At 56.7% G+C, this 17,331-nt stretch carries 18 protein-coding genes; 6 read left to right on the top strand and 12 right to left on the bottom strand.

The window, feature by feature from the left end; all coding sequences use genetic code 11:
• Window positions 1-75 precede the first annotated feature (75 nt).
• On the top strand, window positions 76-1,344 hold the full coding sequence (locus tag DXU84_RS02810) for a glutamine amidotransferase (RefSeq protein WP_013574271.1): 1,269 nt from the start codon (window positions 76-78) through the stop codon (window positions 1,342-1,344).
• Window positions 1,345-1,357: 13 nt separating this feature from the next.
• On the opposite strand, the gene uraH is transcribed toward DXU84_RS02810, so the two are convergent.
• The 9 genes from uraH to DXU84_RS02765 all read right to left on the bottom strand — a co-directional run bounded on the left by uraH (window position 1,358) and on the right by DXU84_RS02765 (window position 8,699).
• Window positions 1,358-1,693 (bottom strand): hydroxyisourate hydrolase, encoded by a 336-nt coding sequence (uraH, locus tag DXU84_RS02805; protein WP_153374798.1) that lies wholly within the window; start codon window positions 1,691-1,693, stop codon window positions 1,358-1,360.
• Window positions 1,693-2,187: a 2-oxo-4-hydroxy-4-carboxy-5-ureidoimidazoline decarboxylase gene (gene uraD, locus DXU84_RS02800; protein ID WP_112151326.1), complete on the bottom strand. Its 495-nt coding sequence runs from the start codon at window positions 2,185-2,187 to the stop codon at window positions 1,693-1,695. The genes uraH and uraD overlap by 1 nt, the downstream gene beginning before the upstream one ends.
• Window positions 2,184-3,458, bottom strand: coding sequence for an allantoate amidohydrolase (gene hpxK, locus DXU84_RS02795; protein ID WP_013574268.1), 1,275 nt, complete (start codon window positions 3,456-3,458; stop codon window positions 2,184-2,186). Before hpxK ends, uraD begins: the two co-directional genes overlap by 4 nt.
• Window positions 3,458-4,696 (bottom strand): alanine--glyoxylate aminotransferase family protein, encoded by a 1,239-nt coding sequence (locus tag DXU84_RS02790; protein WP_013574267.1) that lies wholly within the window; start codon window positions 4,694-4,696, stop codon window positions 3,458-3,460. Before DXU84_RS02790 ends, hpxK begins: the two co-directional genes overlap by 1 nt.
• A gap of 18 nt (window positions 4,697-4,714) precedes the next feature.
• Window positions 4,715-5,467: an amino acid ABC transporter ATP-binding protein gene (locus DXU84_RS02785; RefSeq protein WP_013574266.1), complete on the bottom strand. Its 753-nt coding sequence runs from the start codon at window positions 5,465-5,467 to the stop codon at window positions 4,715-4,717.
• On the bottom strand, window positions 5,467-6,117 hold the full coding sequence (locus DXU84_RS02780) for an amino acid ABC transporter permease (protein WP_099049209.1): 651 nt from the start codon (window positions 6,115-6,117) through the stop codon (window positions 5,467-5,469). The genes DXU84_RS02785 and DXU84_RS02780 overlap by 1 nt, the downstream gene beginning before the upstream one ends.
• A 2-nt stretch (window positions 6,118-6,119) precedes the next feature.
• Window positions 6,120-6,785 (bottom strand): amino acid ABC transporter permease, encoded by a 666-nt coding sequence (locus tag DXU84_RS02775; protein ID WP_013574264.1) that lies wholly within the window; start codon window positions 6,783-6,785, stop codon window positions 6,120-6,122.
• A 24-nt stretch (window positions 6,786-6,809) separates the two neighbouring features.
• Window positions 6,810-7,601: a transporter substrate-binding domain-containing protein gene (locus tag DXU84_RS02770; protein WP_153374796.1), complete on the bottom strand. Its 792-nt coding sequence runs from the start codon at window positions 7,599-7,601 to the stop codon at window positions 6,810-6,812.
• 258 nt (window positions 7,602-7,859) lie between these two features.
• Window positions 7,860-8,699, bottom strand: coding sequence for a MurR/RpiR family transcriptional regulator (locus DXU84_RS02765; RefSeq protein ID WP_037036543.1), 840 nt, complete (start codon window positions 8,697-8,699; stop codon window positions 7,860-7,862).
• 197 nt (window positions 8,700-8,896) lie between these two features.
• Here DXU84_RS02765 and DXU84_RS02760 point away from each other — a divergent pair, with 197 nt between their 5' ends.
• The 4 genes from DXU84_RS02760 to hpxZ are packed head-to-tail and all read left to right on the top strand — an operon-like array spanning window position 8,897 to window position 12,552.
• Entirely contained in the window at window positions 8,897-10,483 is a 1,587-nt protein-coding gene (locus DXU84_RS02760; protein WP_121019609.1) for a gamma-glutamyltransferase family protein, read from the top strand.
• Between the two features lie 36 nt (window positions 10,484-10,519).
• Window positions 10,520-10,714 (top strand): oxalurate catabolism protein HpxX, encoded by a 195-nt coding sequence (hpxX, locus tag DXU84_RS02755; protein ID WP_013574260.1) that lies wholly within the window; start codon window positions 10,520-10,522, stop codon window positions 10,712-10,714.
• Entirely contained in the window at window positions 10,711-12,114 is a 1,404-nt protein-coding gene (locus DXU84_RS02750) for an AtzE family amidohydrolase (protein ID WP_153374794.1), read from the top strand. Before hpxX ends, DXU84_RS02750 begins: the two co-directional genes overlap by 4 nt.
• A 54-nt stretch (window positions 12,115-12,168) precedes the next feature.
• Window positions 12,169-12,552 carry an oxalurate catabolism protein HpxZ gene (gene hpxZ / locus DXU84_RS02745; protein ID WP_013574258.1) on the top strand — a complete coding sequence of 128 codons (384 nt, stop codon included), beginning with the start codon at window positions 12,169-12,171 and terminating at the stop codon, window positions 12,550-12,552.
• Between the two features lie 650 nt (window positions 12,553-13,202).
• Here the strand turns inward: hpxZ and puuE are convergent.
• The 3 genes from puuE to DXU84_RS02730 are packed head-to-tail and all read right to left on the bottom strand — an operon-like array spanning window position 13,203 to window position 15,626.
• Entirely contained in the window at window positions 13,203-14,141 is a 939-nt protein-coding gene (gene puuE / locus DXU84_RS02740; protein WP_153374792.1) for an allantoinase PuuE, read from the bottom strand.
• Window positions 14,134-14,892 carry an aspartate/glutamate racemase family protein gene (locus tag DXU84_RS02735; protein ID WP_153374790.1) on the bottom strand — a complete coding sequence of 253 codons (759 nt, stop codon included), beginning with the start codon at window positions 14,890-14,892 and terminating at the stop codon, window positions 14,134-14,136. Before DXU84_RS02735 ends, puuE begins: the two co-directional genes overlap by 8 nt.
• Window positions 14,892-15,626: a GntR family transcriptional regulator gene (locus tag DXU84_RS02730; protein WP_153374788.1), complete on the bottom strand. Its 735-nt coding sequence runs from the start codon at window positions 15,624-15,626 to the stop codon at window positions 14,892-14,894. The genes DXU84_RS02735 and DXU84_RS02730 overlap by 1 nt, the downstream gene beginning before the upstream one ends.
• Before the next feature lie 177 nt (window positions 15,627-15,803).
• Between DXU84_RS02730 and DXU84_RS02725 the strand changes: the two genes are divergently transcribed.
• Entirely contained in the window at window positions 15,804-17,306 is a 1,503-nt protein-coding gene (locus DXU84_RS02725; RefSeq protein ID WP_013574254.1) for an NCS1 family nucleobase:cation symporter-1, read from the top strand.
• Window positions 17,307-17,331 lie beyond the last annotated feature (25 nt).

The following is a 17,331-nucleotide window of genomic DNA, read 5'->3' as shown; positions in this document are numbered from 1 at the left end:
CATGTAAAAACATCCCGGTGTGGATCACTTCTTGCATTCAATACCCCCGCAAAAACATCTGACAGAGGATCACTGATGACTATCACCTTTATTGCCCACTCCACGCCCGAACCTGCGTTGTACGGCGCGATGGCAGCGATACTTGCTGAGCTACGCGCTTTGCCGCTGTGTCACTTTCCCGTCAGCCATGATGCGCAACGTTACCCGAATGCCCGCCAGCACGTGACGGCGCAAGGGCATGCACTGACCAGCGGACTGCTGTGGCTTGAGCGCCTGACCGGGCGCGGTGCGGGTGAAGAATCCGGTGTTGAATCCCTGATTTATCGGGCACTTAAAGAAGATATCGTCGTACCGTTGCGTGAACCGTTATCCGCAGAACTGGCAGTGCAAATCGCGGAACAGGGTATTGAAATTGAATCATTAACCGTGGTGCGTAATCAGGATAAATTCCAGCTGGAAGACGGCATCACCGGCAAAATTCGCAGCAACGGCTGGGGGCGTGATGCCTTTGGCCGCTGGGCATTAGGCCCGGTTTCACAACCGGTCATGCGGGCAGGAAAAACCCTGCGTGTGGCACTGGTCGGGGATTTTACCGAGCAGCGTGACAGTTATCCGGCGATGCTGGCTGCACTGGGAGACGCCGCCGATGCACTGGCAATGAACATTGATGTGATCTATGTGCCATCGACGTTACTGGGCAGCCAGCTTGATTGCACGCTGTTTGAGGTTGACGGCATTATGTTGCCGGGCGCGACACTCACCCGCAGCGACACGCAGGCCGGACAACTGGCGACCGCCACCTGGGCTCTGGAAAACCAGACGCCGGTATTAGGGATTAATCAGGGTATGCATCAGATGATCACTGCGCTGGGGCAGAAAGTGCTCGGGCAGGAACGCGTGGTGATGCACGGGCCGTCGACGCTCGGCAGCCTGCAAACCGCGTTGCCACTGGCCGAGCACGTGCAGCCGCGTGTGGGAAATCATCCGGTCATTACCCGCAACGGCAGCCTGCTGGCCAATAAAACGGGGGATGAATTTATGCTGCGCTACAACCAGCGCCGCTATCTGAATCCGCATTTGCTGGCTGAGCTGGAAAACGCCGGGCTGATCGTTTCAGGGTATGACGAAAGTGGCGAACAGGCGCAGGCAATTGAGCTGAACAATCATCCGTTCTTTATGGGTGTGCAGGGGCAGCCGGAGCTGATGTCACGCCGCGAGCGGCCAAATCCGCTGCTGATGGCGTTCCTGCAACAGGTCCGTCAGGGCAACCGTGACCGCGATGTCAGCCACGCCGCGCTGACCCAAAGCGTGCGGCTTAAACATCCGCACCTGCTGATGGGCTGACTGACAGAAAGATCTAACTGCCGCGATACGTTGAATAAGAATACGGACTGATCAGCAGCGGCAGATGGTAATGATCCTGATCACCGTCGATCACCACATCAATGATCGCCGAGTGATACAGCGTCTCACGACCGGTGGCGGCGAAATACGCGCCGATATCCGCACACAACCGGTAATGCCCGGAGGTGGCCGGTTCCGGCGTTAATTTTGCGGCGCGGCCATCGGCATCGGTTTGGATTTCACTGATGATCGTGACGTTCTGCCCTTCAATACATTCCAGCCAGACGCGCACATTCGCCGCGGGCTGCCCTAAAGACGTATCGAGAATATGGGTAGTGATGCGGGTCATTATTGAAATATCTCCTTTAAACGCAGCAGGGTAATTTCTTTGAGTTGTTGCGCCGTTTCCTGATCTTCAGCCTCCGGCGAATTCTGTAGCCGCCGTTGCAGATTATCAAGGATCTCCCCTGAACTGCGCCCTTTAGCGCGGATCAGAAACACCCGCCCGAAACGCTGCTCATAACGCAGATTCCCCTCGTGCAGTGCATCAATCACTGCCTGCTGGCTGATATTGAGCGTCGCCTGTTCGCCACGGGAAAGCTGCGCTTCTTTACTGGCACCGGCGGCGCGTTCACCGATACGCGGGTGCGCCGACAGCGCCTGAGTAATATCTTCCGGCTGCCAGTTTTCGCAGGCCGCTCCGGCGCTGTGCAATACGTCTTGCACAGAAGCATAAGGCCGCGCATCGCTGACGGTTTTCGCCCACGACGGGATATTCACCAGCGGGCGTAACAGGGCTACCGCTTCGAATTCGGATAATGCGTTGAATTCTTCAAAGGTCATAAATGTCCCTCAGCAAAACTCAGCACCGTATTGATATACGCCTGCACCGCGTAAGCTACATCGCCGGTGGTGACCGATTCATCAGGATGATGGCTGATGCCGTCCTTGCAGCGCACAAACAACATGCCGACCGGCCAGCATTCAGCGATAGCAATCGCGTCGTGCCCTGCGCCGCTTGGCAGTGACATCGCCTGCCCCTGTAAATGCAAAACACTCTGGCTGAGACGATGCTGTAAACCGTCGTTACATTCAGTCGCGCTGATGCCATAAAACTGTTCGGCGGCAAACGTCAGCCCGCGACGTGCAGCAATATCGCGGCCCTTCGCCAGCAGCGTTTCCAGCAGTGCCGATAAATCATCATCACGCGGTCCGCGTACATCCAGCGACAATTTCACCTGTCCCGGAATGACATTCACCGCACCCGGCAGGCATTCCAGCGTGCCCACTGTCGCCACCAGATTGCGGCCGGTGGCGGTGGTGATACTTTCAATGGCCAGCGTCCATTCGGCGGCGGCAGTCAGCGCGTCCTGACGCTGCCCCATCGGCACGGTACCGGCATGACCGGCGTGACCGGTAAATTCACAATTCAGGCGACGCGCGCCGTTAATCGCCGTGACCACGCCGAGCGGCACATCCGCCGTTTGCAGGCACGGCCCCTGCTCGATGTGCAATTCCAGGTAAGCGCAAAAGTCGCTGACCGCACGCTGTGATGCGCCGATTCTCAGCGGATCCAGCCCGACATCACGCATCGCCTGGGCGACCGAAATCCCCTGCGCGTCCTGACGTTCCAGCCAGTCCGCAGGCCAGGTACCGGTCAGTCCACGACTGCCGAGCAGCGTGATGCCAAAACGTGTGCCTTCCTCATCGCAGAACCCGACAATTTCCACCGCCATCGGCAAACGAATGCCGTTCTGATGCAAATGCGCCACCACTTCCAGCGCAGTCAGCACGCCCAGCGGGCCGTCGTAACGCCCGGCATTACGCACGCTGTCGAGATGTGATCCCAGCAAAATGGCCGGCGATGTCGCATCCAGCCCGTCATAGCGCCCGCAGATATTGCCGACGCTGTCCTGCCAGACACGCATCCCGGCGGCAGTCATCCACTCGCCCACCTGTCGGTTAGCCTGCAAATGTTCCGGCGAGAGATAGACGCGGGTCAGTTGTCCCGGCGTTTCGCTGATGGCGGCGAGTGCGTCGCAACGCGCCATCACCCGTTCAGCGGCAAGCTTTGCGCTTTCTGAAACCGCAGCCAGCGTAAAAGCTTCAGCCATTACTGACCTCCCGCGTAATGATCCCAGGCACCCTGCGCCCCTGCGCCGTATTTTGACGCAAAGCCGAGACGGTTGAGCACCGCTTCAAGCGCCACCAGCGTTTGCAACACGCAGTCTTTACGCGCGTTGTAACCCATGGTGCCGATACGCCAGATTTTCCCGGCCAGCGGACCAAATGAGGTGCCGATTTCAATGCTGAAATCATTAAGCATCATCTGGCGAACCTGTTCGCCGTGGATGCCCGGTGGAATGACTACGCCGAGTACATTGCTCATGCGGTTATTCAGGTCGCCGAACACTTCCAGCCCCATGCCCTGAATGCCTGCCAGTAATGCGCCGCCGTGTAATTTATGACGGGCGATGCCGGTATCCAGCCCTTCTTCCAGAATGATGCGCGCGCATTCACGCGCCGCAAACAGCATGCTGGTGGCTTCGGTATGGTGGTTAAGACGCTCCGGCCCCCAGTAATCCATGATCATCCCCAGATCGAAATAGTTGGAGTAGATCATCTCGTCGTCGCCATCAGCATGGTCGGCGGTACGGATACCTTGCTCGACACATTTACGGCGGCGGATTTGTTCTTCAAAGCGCGGGCTGATGGTCACTGGCGAGCTGCCTGACGGACCGCCGAGGCATTTTTGCAAACCGGCAGATACGGCGTCTAAACCCCATGCGTCGGTTTCCAGCGGGTTACCGCCAAAGGACGCCGTGGCATCGGAGTAGAACAGCACGCCGTGACGGTGGCAGATTTCACCCAGTTGCTCCAGCGGCTGCAACATGGTGGTGGAGGTATCGCCCTGCACGGTCAGCAACCAGCGCGGTTTAACGGATTTAATCGCATCTTCGATTTGCTGCGGATCAAACACTTCGCCCCACGGCACTTCGAGGGTATGAACTTCCGCACGACAACGACGGGCAATTTCGCACAGCAGATGACCGAAACGACCAAACACCGGCACCAGCACTTTGTCGCCCGGACGGATACCGGAAAGCAGCACGGCTTCGATACCGGCGCGCGAGGTGCCGTCGATCAGGAACGTCCACTGATTGTCGGTTTTGTACAAGGCGCGGTACAGCGCCATCACTTCGTTCATGTAGCCGGTCATCACCGGATCATATTGCCCGACCAGTTGACTCGCCATCGCCCGCAGTACGCGCGGATCGGCATTGATGGGTCCCGGCCCCATCAGCAGACGGGTTGGCGGGTTGATTTGTCCGGGAGAGATGAAATCTGACATAGTTAATCCTTTACGATGTTAGCTTGCGGTAGCCTCAGTAAGGCCGCGTACGGATGCTATAAATTGTTTTAACTCCGGCGTTTGCGGGTTAGCAAACAGCGCCCGGCTTTCGCCCTGTTCCCACACGGTGCCCTGATGCATAAACACCACGCGGTCACCCACTTCGCGGGCAAAATTCATTTCGTGTGTCACCAGCACCAGCGTCATGCCTTCTTTCGCCAGTTGCTCGAGCACTTTCAATACTTCGCCGACCAGTTCCGGATCCAGCGCCGAGGTGATTTCATCACACAGCAGCACTTTCGGGTTCATGGCCAGCGCACGGGCAATCGCCACGCGTTGCTGCTGGCCGCCGGAAAGATTCGACGGGTAATAATCCATGCGATCCGCCAGACCGACTTTCGCCAGCATCTGCGCGGCCAGTTCACGGCATTCGGCAGCGGACTTTTTCAGCACGCGGCGTGGCGCCAGCATGACGTTTTCCAGCGCGGTCATGTGCGGGAAAAGATTGAAACTCTGGAACACCATGCCCACGGAACGGCTGATGTCACGCGCCTGAGAATCGCGGTCGGTAATGGTCATCCCGCCGAGTTTGATGCTGCCTTCCTGATAGCCTTCCAGCCCGTTCATGCAGCGCAACAGCGTACTTTTCCCTGAACCGCTGCGGCCGATGATCGAAATCACTTCGCCGCTGTCAATATCCAGATCCACGCCTTTCAGTACGTGGTTCTGACCGTAAAATTTCTGAACCTGGTTGATGGTGATCAGTGGCATTACTGTTTCTCTCCACGCAATGATTTTTCTAAATGCTGGCTGTAACGGGACAGCGGATAGCACATCAGGAAGTAGCCCAGCGCCACTAATCCAAACACTTTGAACGGCTCATACGTCACGTTGTTCAGCATCGTTCCGGCTTTGGTCAGTTCGACAAAACCGATAATCGAGGCCAGCGCGGTCCCCTTCACCACCTGCACGGAAAACCCGACGGTCGGCGCGATAGCAATGCGCAGCGCCTGCGGGGTGATCACCCGCCATAACGTCTGGCCGAAATTCAGGCCGAGACAGCGCGACGCTTCCCACTGGCCTTTCGGTAATGCGGCAATACTGCCGCTCCAGATATCCACCAGATAAGCGCTGGTATACAGCGTCAGCGCCAGCGCGGCGGCGGTCCACGGGCTGACATTAATCCCAAACAGCCCAAGGCCGAAGAAGGCCAGGAATAGCTGCATCAGCAGCGGCGTGCCCTGAAACAGCTCGGAATACAGACGGACAAAAAGCGTCGGCCAGCGGCGTTTGGTGAGACGCAGTAACAGCAACGGCAACGTCACCAGCGTGCCGCCGATAAAAGCGGTCAGCGACAACAATAACGTCCAGCGCGCCGCCAGCAGGAGATTGCGCACAATGTCCCAGTCGGTGAAGGTCATCATCAGTTTTCACTCCCAAAGACACGGCGTCCGGCCAGCAGCAACAACTGACGCATCGCAACCGACAGCAATAAATAAAACAACGTGGTGACCAGATACACTTCAAAACTGAGGAAGGTGCGCGACTGAATTAAGTTCGCGGCAAACGTCAGTTCTTCATAGGACACCTGCGATACCACGGAAGATCCGAGCATCACGATAATGCACTGGCTGACCAGCGACGGATAAATGCGTTTCAGCGACGGCGGCAGCACGATGCGCAGAAACGTCTGACTGCGGGTTAATCCCAGCACGCGCCCGGCTTCCCACTGACCTTTCGGCGTCACCTGAATACCGGCGCGGATAATCTCCGTGCTGTAGGCGCCGAGGTTAATCAGCATCGCCAGCAGCGCCGCTTCACCGGCAGTCATTTTCAGGCCAATGGCTGGCAGGCCAAAGACAATGAAAAACAGCTGCACCACAAACGGCGTATTACGGATGGCTTCGACATACACGCCCCAGACCGCACGCAGGGTTTTATGGTTGCCGCAGCGGATGGCCGCGCCGCAAATCCCTATTGCGACACCGCCAACCGTTGCCATTACCGTCAGCTCAATGGTGGTCCATAAACCGGCCAGCAGTTCCGGCATATAAGGCCATAGCGCGCTAAAGTTAAGCTGATAGGTCATGAAAGATCTCCGTCAGGCCTCTGATCACGCGCCGATGGACGCTGGCAGCGGTGCCTTCATCCATTTTTCAGACAGTGTATTCAGCGTCTTGTCTTTGATGCCTTCGGCGATCAGTTCATTCACTTTGTCTTTCAGCGCGGGTTCGTCTTTACGCAGACCGACGTAGCATGGTGAATCTTTCAGCATGACTTTCGAAACCGGTGCTTTGGCCGGGTTCATGCGGGCAATCGCGGCGACCACCAGGTTGCCGGTAGCGATGTATTCCACCTGGCCGGAAAGGTATGCAGACAGCGTGGTGTTGTTGTCTTCATACCGCTGAATTTTGGCATCTTTCGGTGCCACGCCGGTCAGTGCCAGATCTTCCACCGCGCCACGGGTCACGCCGATGGTTTTACCGGACAGTTCTTTCAGGTCGGACAGTTTGTCACCCTGGGCACCAAACACGCCGAGGAAGAACGGTGCGTAAGCGTTGCTGAAGTCGATGACTTTTTCGCGCTCAGCGTTTTTACCCAGGCTTGAAATCACCAGATCGACTTTATCCGTTTGCAGATAAGGCACGCGGTTGGCGCTGGTGACCGGCACCAGTTGCAACTTAAGTTTCATCTTATCGGCCAGATAATGCGCCATATCGATGTCATAACCTTCCGGCTGCAAATCCTTGCTCACCGAACCAAACGGCGGGAAATCCTGAGGAACAGCCACACGCAGCACGCCACGTTTCTGAATATCCTGCAACTGATCCGCCATTACGCTGGATGCCTGAAGCACCAGCATTGCCGCACCTGCCCATGCCAACAGCCATTTGTTCATGTTCATAGATTATCTCCGGTGAAAGGTTTTTGGAACGATAGATTCTTATGTTTATAGCTTTGCAACGAATGTGCCAAAAGCCGTGCAGCAGAAAAATTGTGCACAAAGTCACGGTATGACAAGGAATTAGACAATGAGAGGCGCGATCAGAAGAGGTTTTTTTGCCCTGAATCAGGGCAAAAAGCGTGAACCAATGAAAAATATGATGCACTGAAATTGTGCGCAAGCACCAGAAAAGCGCCCGATTTGTTCTTCAAACGGGAATCAGCGCTGCTCCAGCTCATCCAGATCGTTATACAAATCGCTTATCTGATGAATACGCTGGCGGCCTGAAGCGAGCATATCGTGCAGCAATGCATTGCTGAGCAAATTCGCCAGACTCATGGCAGAAGAATAACTGTCGAACGCCGATACGCTGTCGAGCGGAGCAGCCAGATGCCAGGTTGCCAGCGGGATAAGTGTCTGCGCCTGCGGCTCGCAAATCAGCAACACCGGCACGCCAAGTGACTGTAACTGCATCAGAATTGCCTTCGCCATGCGCGGCCTGCGGCGGAAAGCGACGAATATCACCACGTCCTGCGCGGTAAGATCCACCAGTTCTTCCGCCAGCGTTTGCCCCGGCTGCGGCATTATCATCACGCCAGCGCGCACCTGAATCAGTTGCTGACGCAGGTGCAGCGCCACCGGGTAACTGTTACGAAAACCCAGCAAACGTACTTGCCGCGCCTGATTCAGGGCGGCGATCAGCGCACCGAACTGGGTGCCATCAATCTGGTTAATCCACTGCGTCAGGTTGGCCATTTCCTGTTTATAGTGCCGTGATAACAAGGTGTTACCTTGCACTGCGTCGCGGCTGTCGGTCAGCGGCATCCCGCTCTGGCGCAGGGTGCGCATTTCATCGCGCATATCGCGGTAGCTCGGGTAACCGAGGCGTTTGAACAGGCGGCTGACCGTGGCTTTCGATACGCCGCTAAGCCGCGCCAGTTCGGCGCTGTTATAGCTCATCAGGTCGTCAATACTGGCAAAAATAAAGTCGGCCACCCGCTGTTCCTGCGGCGTCAGTTCTGCGTAATGGTCACGCAGACGCTCATCAATCTGTTTCATCTCTGGCCCTTTTGTAACCAATGTTTCAGTAAATCAGCGGAACATACCATGCACTATGCTTGCCAATGCAAGATAAATTAGCGCTAAAGCTGCAAGGTTTTGCCGATGTGGAACACCTCTTGCTTAACTTTATCCCTACGCGCCCACAACCCTGCAAGCACGGGCAGCATAAAAAGCGCTTCTAAAAAGGACATCGCATGATTAACAGTAACAGCGCACCGCTGGGCATGGCGGTCACACCTCATCATCTGGCGAGCCAGAGTGCGCTTGCGGTATTGCGCGAAGGTGGCAATGCCATCGAAGCCATGGTGGCTGCGGCCGCGACGATTGCCGTGGTCTATCCGCACATGAACGGGCTGGGGGGCGATGGCTTCTGGCTGATCGTGCCGCCGCAGGGCAATCCGGTGGCGATAGACGCCAGCGGTGCCGCAGGCTCCCTCGCCTCTCTCGATTTCTACGCCGGTGAAACGCACATTCCGCACCGTGGCCCGAAAGCCGCGCTGACGGTAGCGGGCACCGTCGGCGGCTGGCAGGAAGCGCTGAATGTGTCGGCTGAATTTGGCGGCGAGCAAAAACCGCTCTCCCGCCTGCTGCGTGACGCCATCCGTTATGCCGCTGATGGTATTCCGGTGACAGCATCGCAGGAAGCGGCGACCCGCGCCAAGCAACACGAACTGAAAGATTTCCGCAGCTTTGCCGATGTTTTTCTGCCTAACGGCGATGTGCCCCGCGCCGGAAACCGCTTCACTCAGCCGCAACTGGCGCAGACGTTATCGATGCTGTGCGAGGACGGGCTGAACAGTTTCTATCGCGGTGAGCTGGCCGACAATATGGCCGCCGACATGGAAAAGCTCGGCATGCCGGTGACCCGCGCTGATCTCGCGGCTTACAGGCCACAGCGCCGTGTGCCGTTGCGGCTCAAACACAGTAAAGGCGAAATCTACAACCTGACACCCCCGACGCAGGGGCTGGTTTCGCTGGCGATCCTCGGCCTGACTGACCGTTTGCCGCTGGAAACCATGGACGAAAGTGCCACCATTCACAGCGTGGTGGAAGCCACCAAACTGGCGTTCGGTCTGCGCGATCGCTTTATCACCGATCCGCGCATGATGACGCAGGATGCACAGGAACTGCTGGATCCACAGTATCTCGATGCTCTTGCGACCCGCATCAAACCACACAGCGCCGCCGACTGGGGTAAAGGTAAAGGGCCAGGCGATACCGTCTGGATGGGCGTGATGGACAGCAGCGGGCTGGCGGTTTCTTTTATCCAGAGCATTTATCACGAGTTCGGCAGTGGCGTGGTGCTGCCGGGCAGCGGCGTGTTGTGGCAAAACCGCGGCGCGTCCTTCAGCCTCGACGCCAGCCATTTACTGGCGCTGGCACCGGGCAAGCAACCGTTCCATACCCTCAATCCTGCCGCCGCACGCTTATACGACGGGCGCACCATGGTTTACGGCTCGATGGGGGGTGACGGCCAGCCGCAGACGCAGGCCGCCGTGTTTATCCGCCATGTAGTACAGGGGCAATCGTTGCAACAGGCGATCAGCGGCCCGCGCTGGCTGCTTGGCCGTACCTGGGGCGAGAGTTCGGATTCACTGAAACTCGAAGGCCGTTTTGCCTATCCGACGCTGGCCGGGCTGAGGCAGCGTGGTCACGACGTCGAACTGTTGCCGGATTTCAGTGAAGCCGTCGGTCACGCCGGTGCCATCGTTCGCCATACCAACGGCATGTTCGAAGGTGCCTCCGACCCGCGCAGCAACGGCAGCGCCGCCGGTTTTTGATCAGGGTTTGTATAACAGAATGGATAAGGAAGCAGAATGAAAAATACCTCCGCAGCGACCGACTGGGCCGCCTATATCCGCCAGATGGAATCCGTTCTGGCGCTGGAACTCGACGACGCACGCCGTCAGGAATTGCTGGTGCAGTTCAGCCGCATTGCCCAAATGGCACAACCGCTGATGGATTTACCGCTGGATCCGCGTCTGGAAATTGCCGGGGTGTACCGCGCATGAAATCGTTTGATAGCTTTACCATCAGCCAGTTACATCAGGCGATTGCGCAGGGCGAAATCTCGGCCACAGAAATCGCCACCTCTACGCTTGACGCCGTTGAACAGGCCAATCCGGTCATCAACGCCTGGACGCAGATCACCGGCGATCGCATGCTGAGTGAAGCAGCGAAAGTGGATAAAAGCCGCGCCAGCGGTGCCGTACTTCCGCCGCTGGCGGGCATTCCTTATGCGGTGAAAAACCTGCTGGACGTGGCCGGTGAAGTGACGCTGGCCGGTGCCAGCCTCAACAGCAGCAACGCCGCTGCACGCCATGACGCCTGGACGGTTTCACGCCTGGCTTCTCAGGGCGCGATGCTTTCCGGCATGCTGAATATGGATGCTTACGCGTACGGTTTCACCACAGAAAACAGCCATTACGGTGCCACCCGTAACCCGCGGGATCTGGCGCGGGTAGCCGGAGGTTCTTCCGGTGGTTCGGCCGCCGCCGTGGCTGCCGGGCTGGTGCATTTCACCCTCGGCAGTGATACCAACGGTTCGATCCGTGTGCCGTCCTCATTAAGTGGTATTCTCGGCCTGAAACCGACCTTCGGGCGGATTTCACGTCGCGGCAGCCAGCCGTTTGTCGCCAGCCTCGATCACATCGGCCCGATGGCACGTTGCAGCGAAGATTTGTCGCAGGTCTATGACGCCATACAGGGCACGGATCCGCAGGATCACTTTCAGGCTGACAAACCTGTCACAGAAACATTTTCCCAGCTTAAGCGCGGGCAACAGGGCCTGCGCAGCGCCGTACTGGGCGGATACTTTTCTCTCTGGTGTGACGACCACGCCAAAGCAGCCGTACACCGGATAGCGCAGGCACTGGAAGCCCAGGAAGAAATTGAAATGCCACAGGCCGGGCTGGCACGATCCGCCGCGTTTATCATCAGCGCGTCGGAAGGCGGCAATCAGTACCTGCCAAAACTGCGCAGCATTCCGGAACAGTTTGAGCCACTTTCACGTGAGCGTCTGCTCGCTGGCGCAATGATCCCGGCGGCATGGTATGTTCAGGCGCAGCGTTTCCGTCAGCAATTTCAGCAGCAAATCTTGCCCTTGTTCGATCATTGGGACATTCTGATCGCCCCTGCCACGCCGTGTCCGGCAACGTTGCTTGGTCAGGAAACCATTCGCATCAACGGTCAGGATCTGCCGACACGCGCCAACATGGGCATGCTGACGCAGCCAATTTCGTTCCTCGGCTTGCCGGTGGTGACGGTGCCGGTCACCACGTCGACCGGCCTGCCGATAGGATTACAATTGATTGCGCCACCGTGGCGCGAAGATCTCTGCCTGCGTGCCGCCTGGGCACTTGAGCAGCAGGGAATAGTGAATGTCAGCAGTTCTCCGGTGATGCCCGCGTAACAACCCGCATCCCCGTTTTCCCAGGGTGAAGTGAAAAGAGTAAAGAGAGTCACTATGAAAACTGAACATATCGACCGCCCGGCGATCCTCGCCGAAATGAATGCGGCGTTTTATCGCTATGAACAGGCGCTGATCACCAACGATACCGCCGTACTCGACGAACTGTTCTGGCACGACCCGCGTACCGTGCGCTACGGCGCGGGAGAAAATCTTTACGGCATTGACGCCATCCGCGCATTCCGCACCGCGCGATCGTCACAAGGGTTAGACCGGGAACTGGTCAACACGACTATCACCACGTTTGGCGATGACATGGCGGTCGCCAGCACAGAATTCCGCCGGGAAGGCAGCGACAAGATTGGTCGCCAGCAGCAAACGTGGGTGAAGATGGCGAGTGGATGGAAGATTGTGGCGGCGCATGTGAGTCTGATGGTTTGACCGAACCAATGGGCGGTTCAGCTTTGGAAAGCTGAGGAAACTGTTCTTTTCCAGGAATGGACGGTGACAATTTCGGTTCCCACCGAGGGGAAATCTGAACGGTGATAATTTCGGTTTCTCAATAACAGCGATCACTTATCGCGCTGCGCCGAAACCGCCCAAAAGGGGCCAGGACGGGCCCCTCTTGGATCTCCCACGTCTTTTAACTGCGCGCTATCGCAGGCATGACGGACATGTTCCGGTAGAACAGAGAGTGCCGCAAAATATTGCCGCTTCGCGGTTCCTTCTCTCGGTCTTCGAGCCTGTGGTCTCGAAGCCGCTCCGTTCAGCAAAATTTTTGATCACGCCAATGCACTTTTCTAAAAGATGAAAGCAGTCTGCCTTTGAATTTAAAATCGCGCGGGCGATTCAGAAATCTTGCCGAACGGAGCGGCCTGAAGACCTAAGGCTTCAGGACCGAGAGAGGGAACCGCGCAGCGGCAAGATTTCCAGCCTGTCACGGTGATACCTGAAACATATTATCTAGCGATAGCGCGCAGTGAAAAAGCGCGGGAGTCCAGAGGGCGCGCGCTTACGCGTCCTCTGGGCCAGTTTGGGCGGCGAGCCCAAGGTTTTGAATTTGAATTTGAATTTGAATTTGAATTTCGAGATTAAACACCGAAATGTTTAACCCAATGTTCCGCAATTTCCTGCCGCTTACACACCCACACGCGATCATGCGATTCGACGTAATCGAGAAACCGCTGTAAAGCGCGAAATCTCCCCGGGCGTCCCAGGATCCGACAATGCATCCCAATCGACATCATTTTCGGTGAGGTTTCGCCCTCGGCGTACAACACGTCAAATGTGTCTTTCAGATAGGTATAAAACTGTTCGCCGGTGTTGAAACCCTGCGGAGAGGCAAACCGCATGTCGTTGGTTTCCAGCGTGTAAGGGATGACCAGATGCTGCCTGGTTTCGCCATTTTCCAGTTTTACCGGCGTCCAGAACGGCAGGTCATCGCCATAATAATCGCTGTCATACTGCAACCCGCCCGATTCCACCACCAGCTGACGGGTGTTCGGGCTGTCGCGTCCGGTATACCAGCCGGATGGCGCTTTGCCGAACAAGTCACGCAGCACGGTGATGGCTTTTTGCATGTGCTCCGCCTCTTCGGCTTTGCTCATGTCCTGATAATGGATCCAGCGCCAGCCGTGGCTGACAACATCGTAATCCGCTGCTTTGATCGCACTGACGATTTCCGGATTGCGAGCCAGTGCCATCGCCACGCCGAAAACGGTCAGCGGTAAGCCGCGTTTCTGAAACTCATTGTGGATGCGCCAGAAACCAGCACGCGAACCGTATTCGTACAGCGAATCCATCGACATGTGGCGGTCGGGGAAACTGGCGGCACCGATAATGTCCGATAAAAATTGTTCAGAACCGGCATCACCATGCAGAACGTTATTCTCTGCGCCCTCTTCATAATTGAGCACAAACTGTACCGCAATGCGCGCGTTGCCCGGCCAGTTAGCGTGGGGCGGGCGTCCGGCGTAACCGATTAAATCGCGCGGGTAAGCATCAGTAAAACCGTATTCAGTATCAGACATAGTGTTCTCTCAGATTCAGCCCGGCAAAACGGCCAGACAAGGGTTTTTCCAGCGGATAATCCAGATCACCGTGTTTACTGGTCGTCAGGCGAAGAGCTGCCAGTGACTCGATCATTTTGACTGCCGCGCTGACGCCATCGATCACCGGTATACGCAGCTCGCGCGTCAGTTCCTGCGCCAGATCGGCCATTCCGCCACAACCGAGCACGATCGCCCCGCTGCCGTCAGATTTTTTCGCCGCGATACACTGCTCGCGCACTTTTTCCTGCGCCAGCCCGCTGCCGTCTTCCAGTGATAACACCGGCAGATCGATGGCGTGCAAGGCCGCGCAATGGCGTTCGAACCCGTACTGATGCAGTAAATGCCGGGCGATCGTCAGTGTGCGCGGCAAGGTCGTCACGATAGAAAATCGCGTCGCCAGCATCGTCGCCAGATGCATTGCCGCTTCCGCAATACCGATAACCGGCGCATGCGCCAGCTCGCGGGCAGCCAGTAATCCGGGGTCACCGAAACAGGCAATAATATGGCCGTCGACACCGGCATCGCGCCCGGCTTTTATCTGCTGCAACACGCCCAACGTGGCAATCGCTTCATCGAAGTGGCCTTCAATTGACGGCGCACCTTCTTCAGGGCAAACGGCCAGAATTTGTGTATCCATCCCCGCAACCGAGCGGGCAGTTTGCGCCATCACTTCGGTCATCGCCTGGCTGGTGTTCGGATTGATCAGTTGTATACAAAGTGATTTGACCATCAGCCTGGCTCCTTACCTGCAACCGGCTTCTGAACCGCAAATATCTGCGCAAAATCGGGGGTCTGCCCGTTATGTTGCTCAAAACGCAGACTGGCGACGATGGTGTCGAAATGATGCGCCATGCTTGCCGTCAGCCCGGCGACGTCGCACTTTTTCAGCAACTCAATAAGGTCGTCATGATCATGGCAACGGCAGCCCTGTTGCCACGGTGCGCCCCAGGCAGCAATCGCCAGCGAGGAACGCAGGGTCAGTTGCGAGACAGATTCAGTCAGCACTTTATTGCCGGAAATAGCCTGAAGCTGAACATGGAAGGCGGCGGAAAGGCGGATCGCAGCGGCACCGTCACGTTCATCGTGCGCACGCTTTTCTTCCTGCACCAGTTTTTTCAGCGCCACCAGATGTGGCGACTGGCAATGCGCAATCACCAGCGGCAGGTTGGCGCACTCCAGGATTTTACGGGTTGCGAAGACATCGCGCGATTCTTCAGCGTCCGGCGTGGTGACATGCGCACCACGCTTGGGCAATAACGTCACCAGTTGCACTGCGGCAAGGCGCTGCAGGACGCGGCGAATCCCCGTGCGGCTGACTGAAAACACCTCAGCCAGCGCTTCTTCCGGCAATTTACTGCCCGGCAAAAGCTGGTGTTCCACAATAGATTTCACCAGCGCGTTATAAATATGGTCGTCCTTATCCTCGGTAAAATAGGCCGTATTAAGCCCGTTCCAACTGGTCATTGCCGTTACTCCGTATACCGTTCGAGAATTTAATCGTATACATGAAAGTTATTTTTTGTATACAAAAAATGAAATTTGGCCTGATTCATGCAGTGCTCCTGTGACTGCTTTTTAACTTTTGGCAGCCGGCATCCGGCTTCCGACTTTCACATGTTGTTTATGACAGGAGCACGATTTATGCCAAATCAGGAAATCACCTCCGCCACGGCGTCATCAGAACAGAGCGCCGGGATCATCAAACCTTATTACAGCCCGAAGCTGTGTAACGATGATTTAGCGCCCACCCGTGACCAAAACTGGAGCTGGTACAACATATTTTCTTTCTGGATGTCCGATGTACACAGTATGGGCGGCTATGTGGTGGCCGCGAGCTTCTTTACGCTCGGCCTGACCAGCTGGCAGGTTCTGCTGTGTTTGTTGTGCGGGATTTGTATCGTGCAGATTTGTGCCAACCTGGTGGCGAAACCGAGCCAGCAGGCCGGTGTGCCTTACGCGGTCATTTGCCGTCAGGCATTTGGCGTATTCGGAGCGAATATACCGGCAGTGATCCGCGGGCTGATCGCTTTCGCCTGGTACGGCATTCAGACCTATCTGGCGGCTAATGCGTTAATGCTGGTGCTGCTCAAATTCTTCCCATCGCTGACACCTATGACCCTTCCGCACTGGCTGGGATTGTCGGCGCTGGGATGGGTGTGTTTCGGCATTATGTGGGTGTTGCAGGCGATGGTGTTCTGGCACGGGATGAGCGCGATTAAGCGTTTTATCGATGTGGCGGGTCCGGCGGTATATGTCGTTATGCTGATGCTGGCGGGCTGGATTTTGTATAAAACCGGGCTGAGCAATATCTCCTTTACGTTATCCACCAAAACCCTGACGGTCGGCCAGCAAGGCTGGGAAATGCTGACCGCCACGGCGCTGGTGGTGTCTTACTTCTCCGGTCCGCTGCTGAACTTCGGCGACTTCTCACGTTACGGGAAAAGCATGGGCGAAATCCGTCGTGGTAACCGCTGGGGCCTGCCGTTTAACTTCCTGCTGTTCTCGATTGTGACCGTAGTGATCGTTTCAGGGACACAATCACTGTTCGGGCAGATGATCACCGATCCTATCGAAACCGTCAGCCGTGTGGGTAACAGCGTGGCTGTGGCGCTCGGCCTGCTGACCATGATCATCGCGACCATCGGTATCAATATCGTGGCGAACTTCGTGTCTCCTGCGTTCGACTTCTCTAACTGTTCTCCGCAGAAAATCAGTTTCCGTACCGGCGGGATGATCGCCGCAGTCGGTTCTGTTCTGCTGACACCGTGGAACCTGTTCCAGTCACCGGAAATTATCCACTATACGCTGGACGTGCTGGGATCCTTTATCGGGCCACTGTTCGGGATTTTACTGGCGGATTATTACCTGATTAAACGCGGTCATATGGATGTGGATGCGCTGTTTAACGCCACGCCTTCCGGCCGTTACTGGTACCGCAACGGGTTCAACCCGAAAGCGATTGCCGCGCTGGTGCCGGCGGTGGTGATTGGTCTGGTGATAAGCTTTACGCCGAGCCTGCATCAGGTAGCGAACTTCAGCTGGTTTATTGGTGCCTTCCTGGCTGGCGGTTTCTATCGTTACATCGCCCGTCATGATCGTGCGACCAGCGGCGCAATTGGCTATATGAAAACCGAAGCGGAATAACAGGAAGGAAATAGCCAGGACGGCT

Origin of the sequence: Rahnella sp. RcJ3 (assembly GCF_009498575.1) — a bacterium.
Taxonomy (GTDB): domain Bacteria; phylum Pseudomonadota; class Gammaproteobacteria; order Enterobacterales; family Enterobacteriaceae; genus Rahnella; species Rahnella aceris.
The sequence above is the reverse complement of the archived record's forward strand: the minus strand, read 5'-3'. Positions and strand labels throughout refer to the sequence as shown.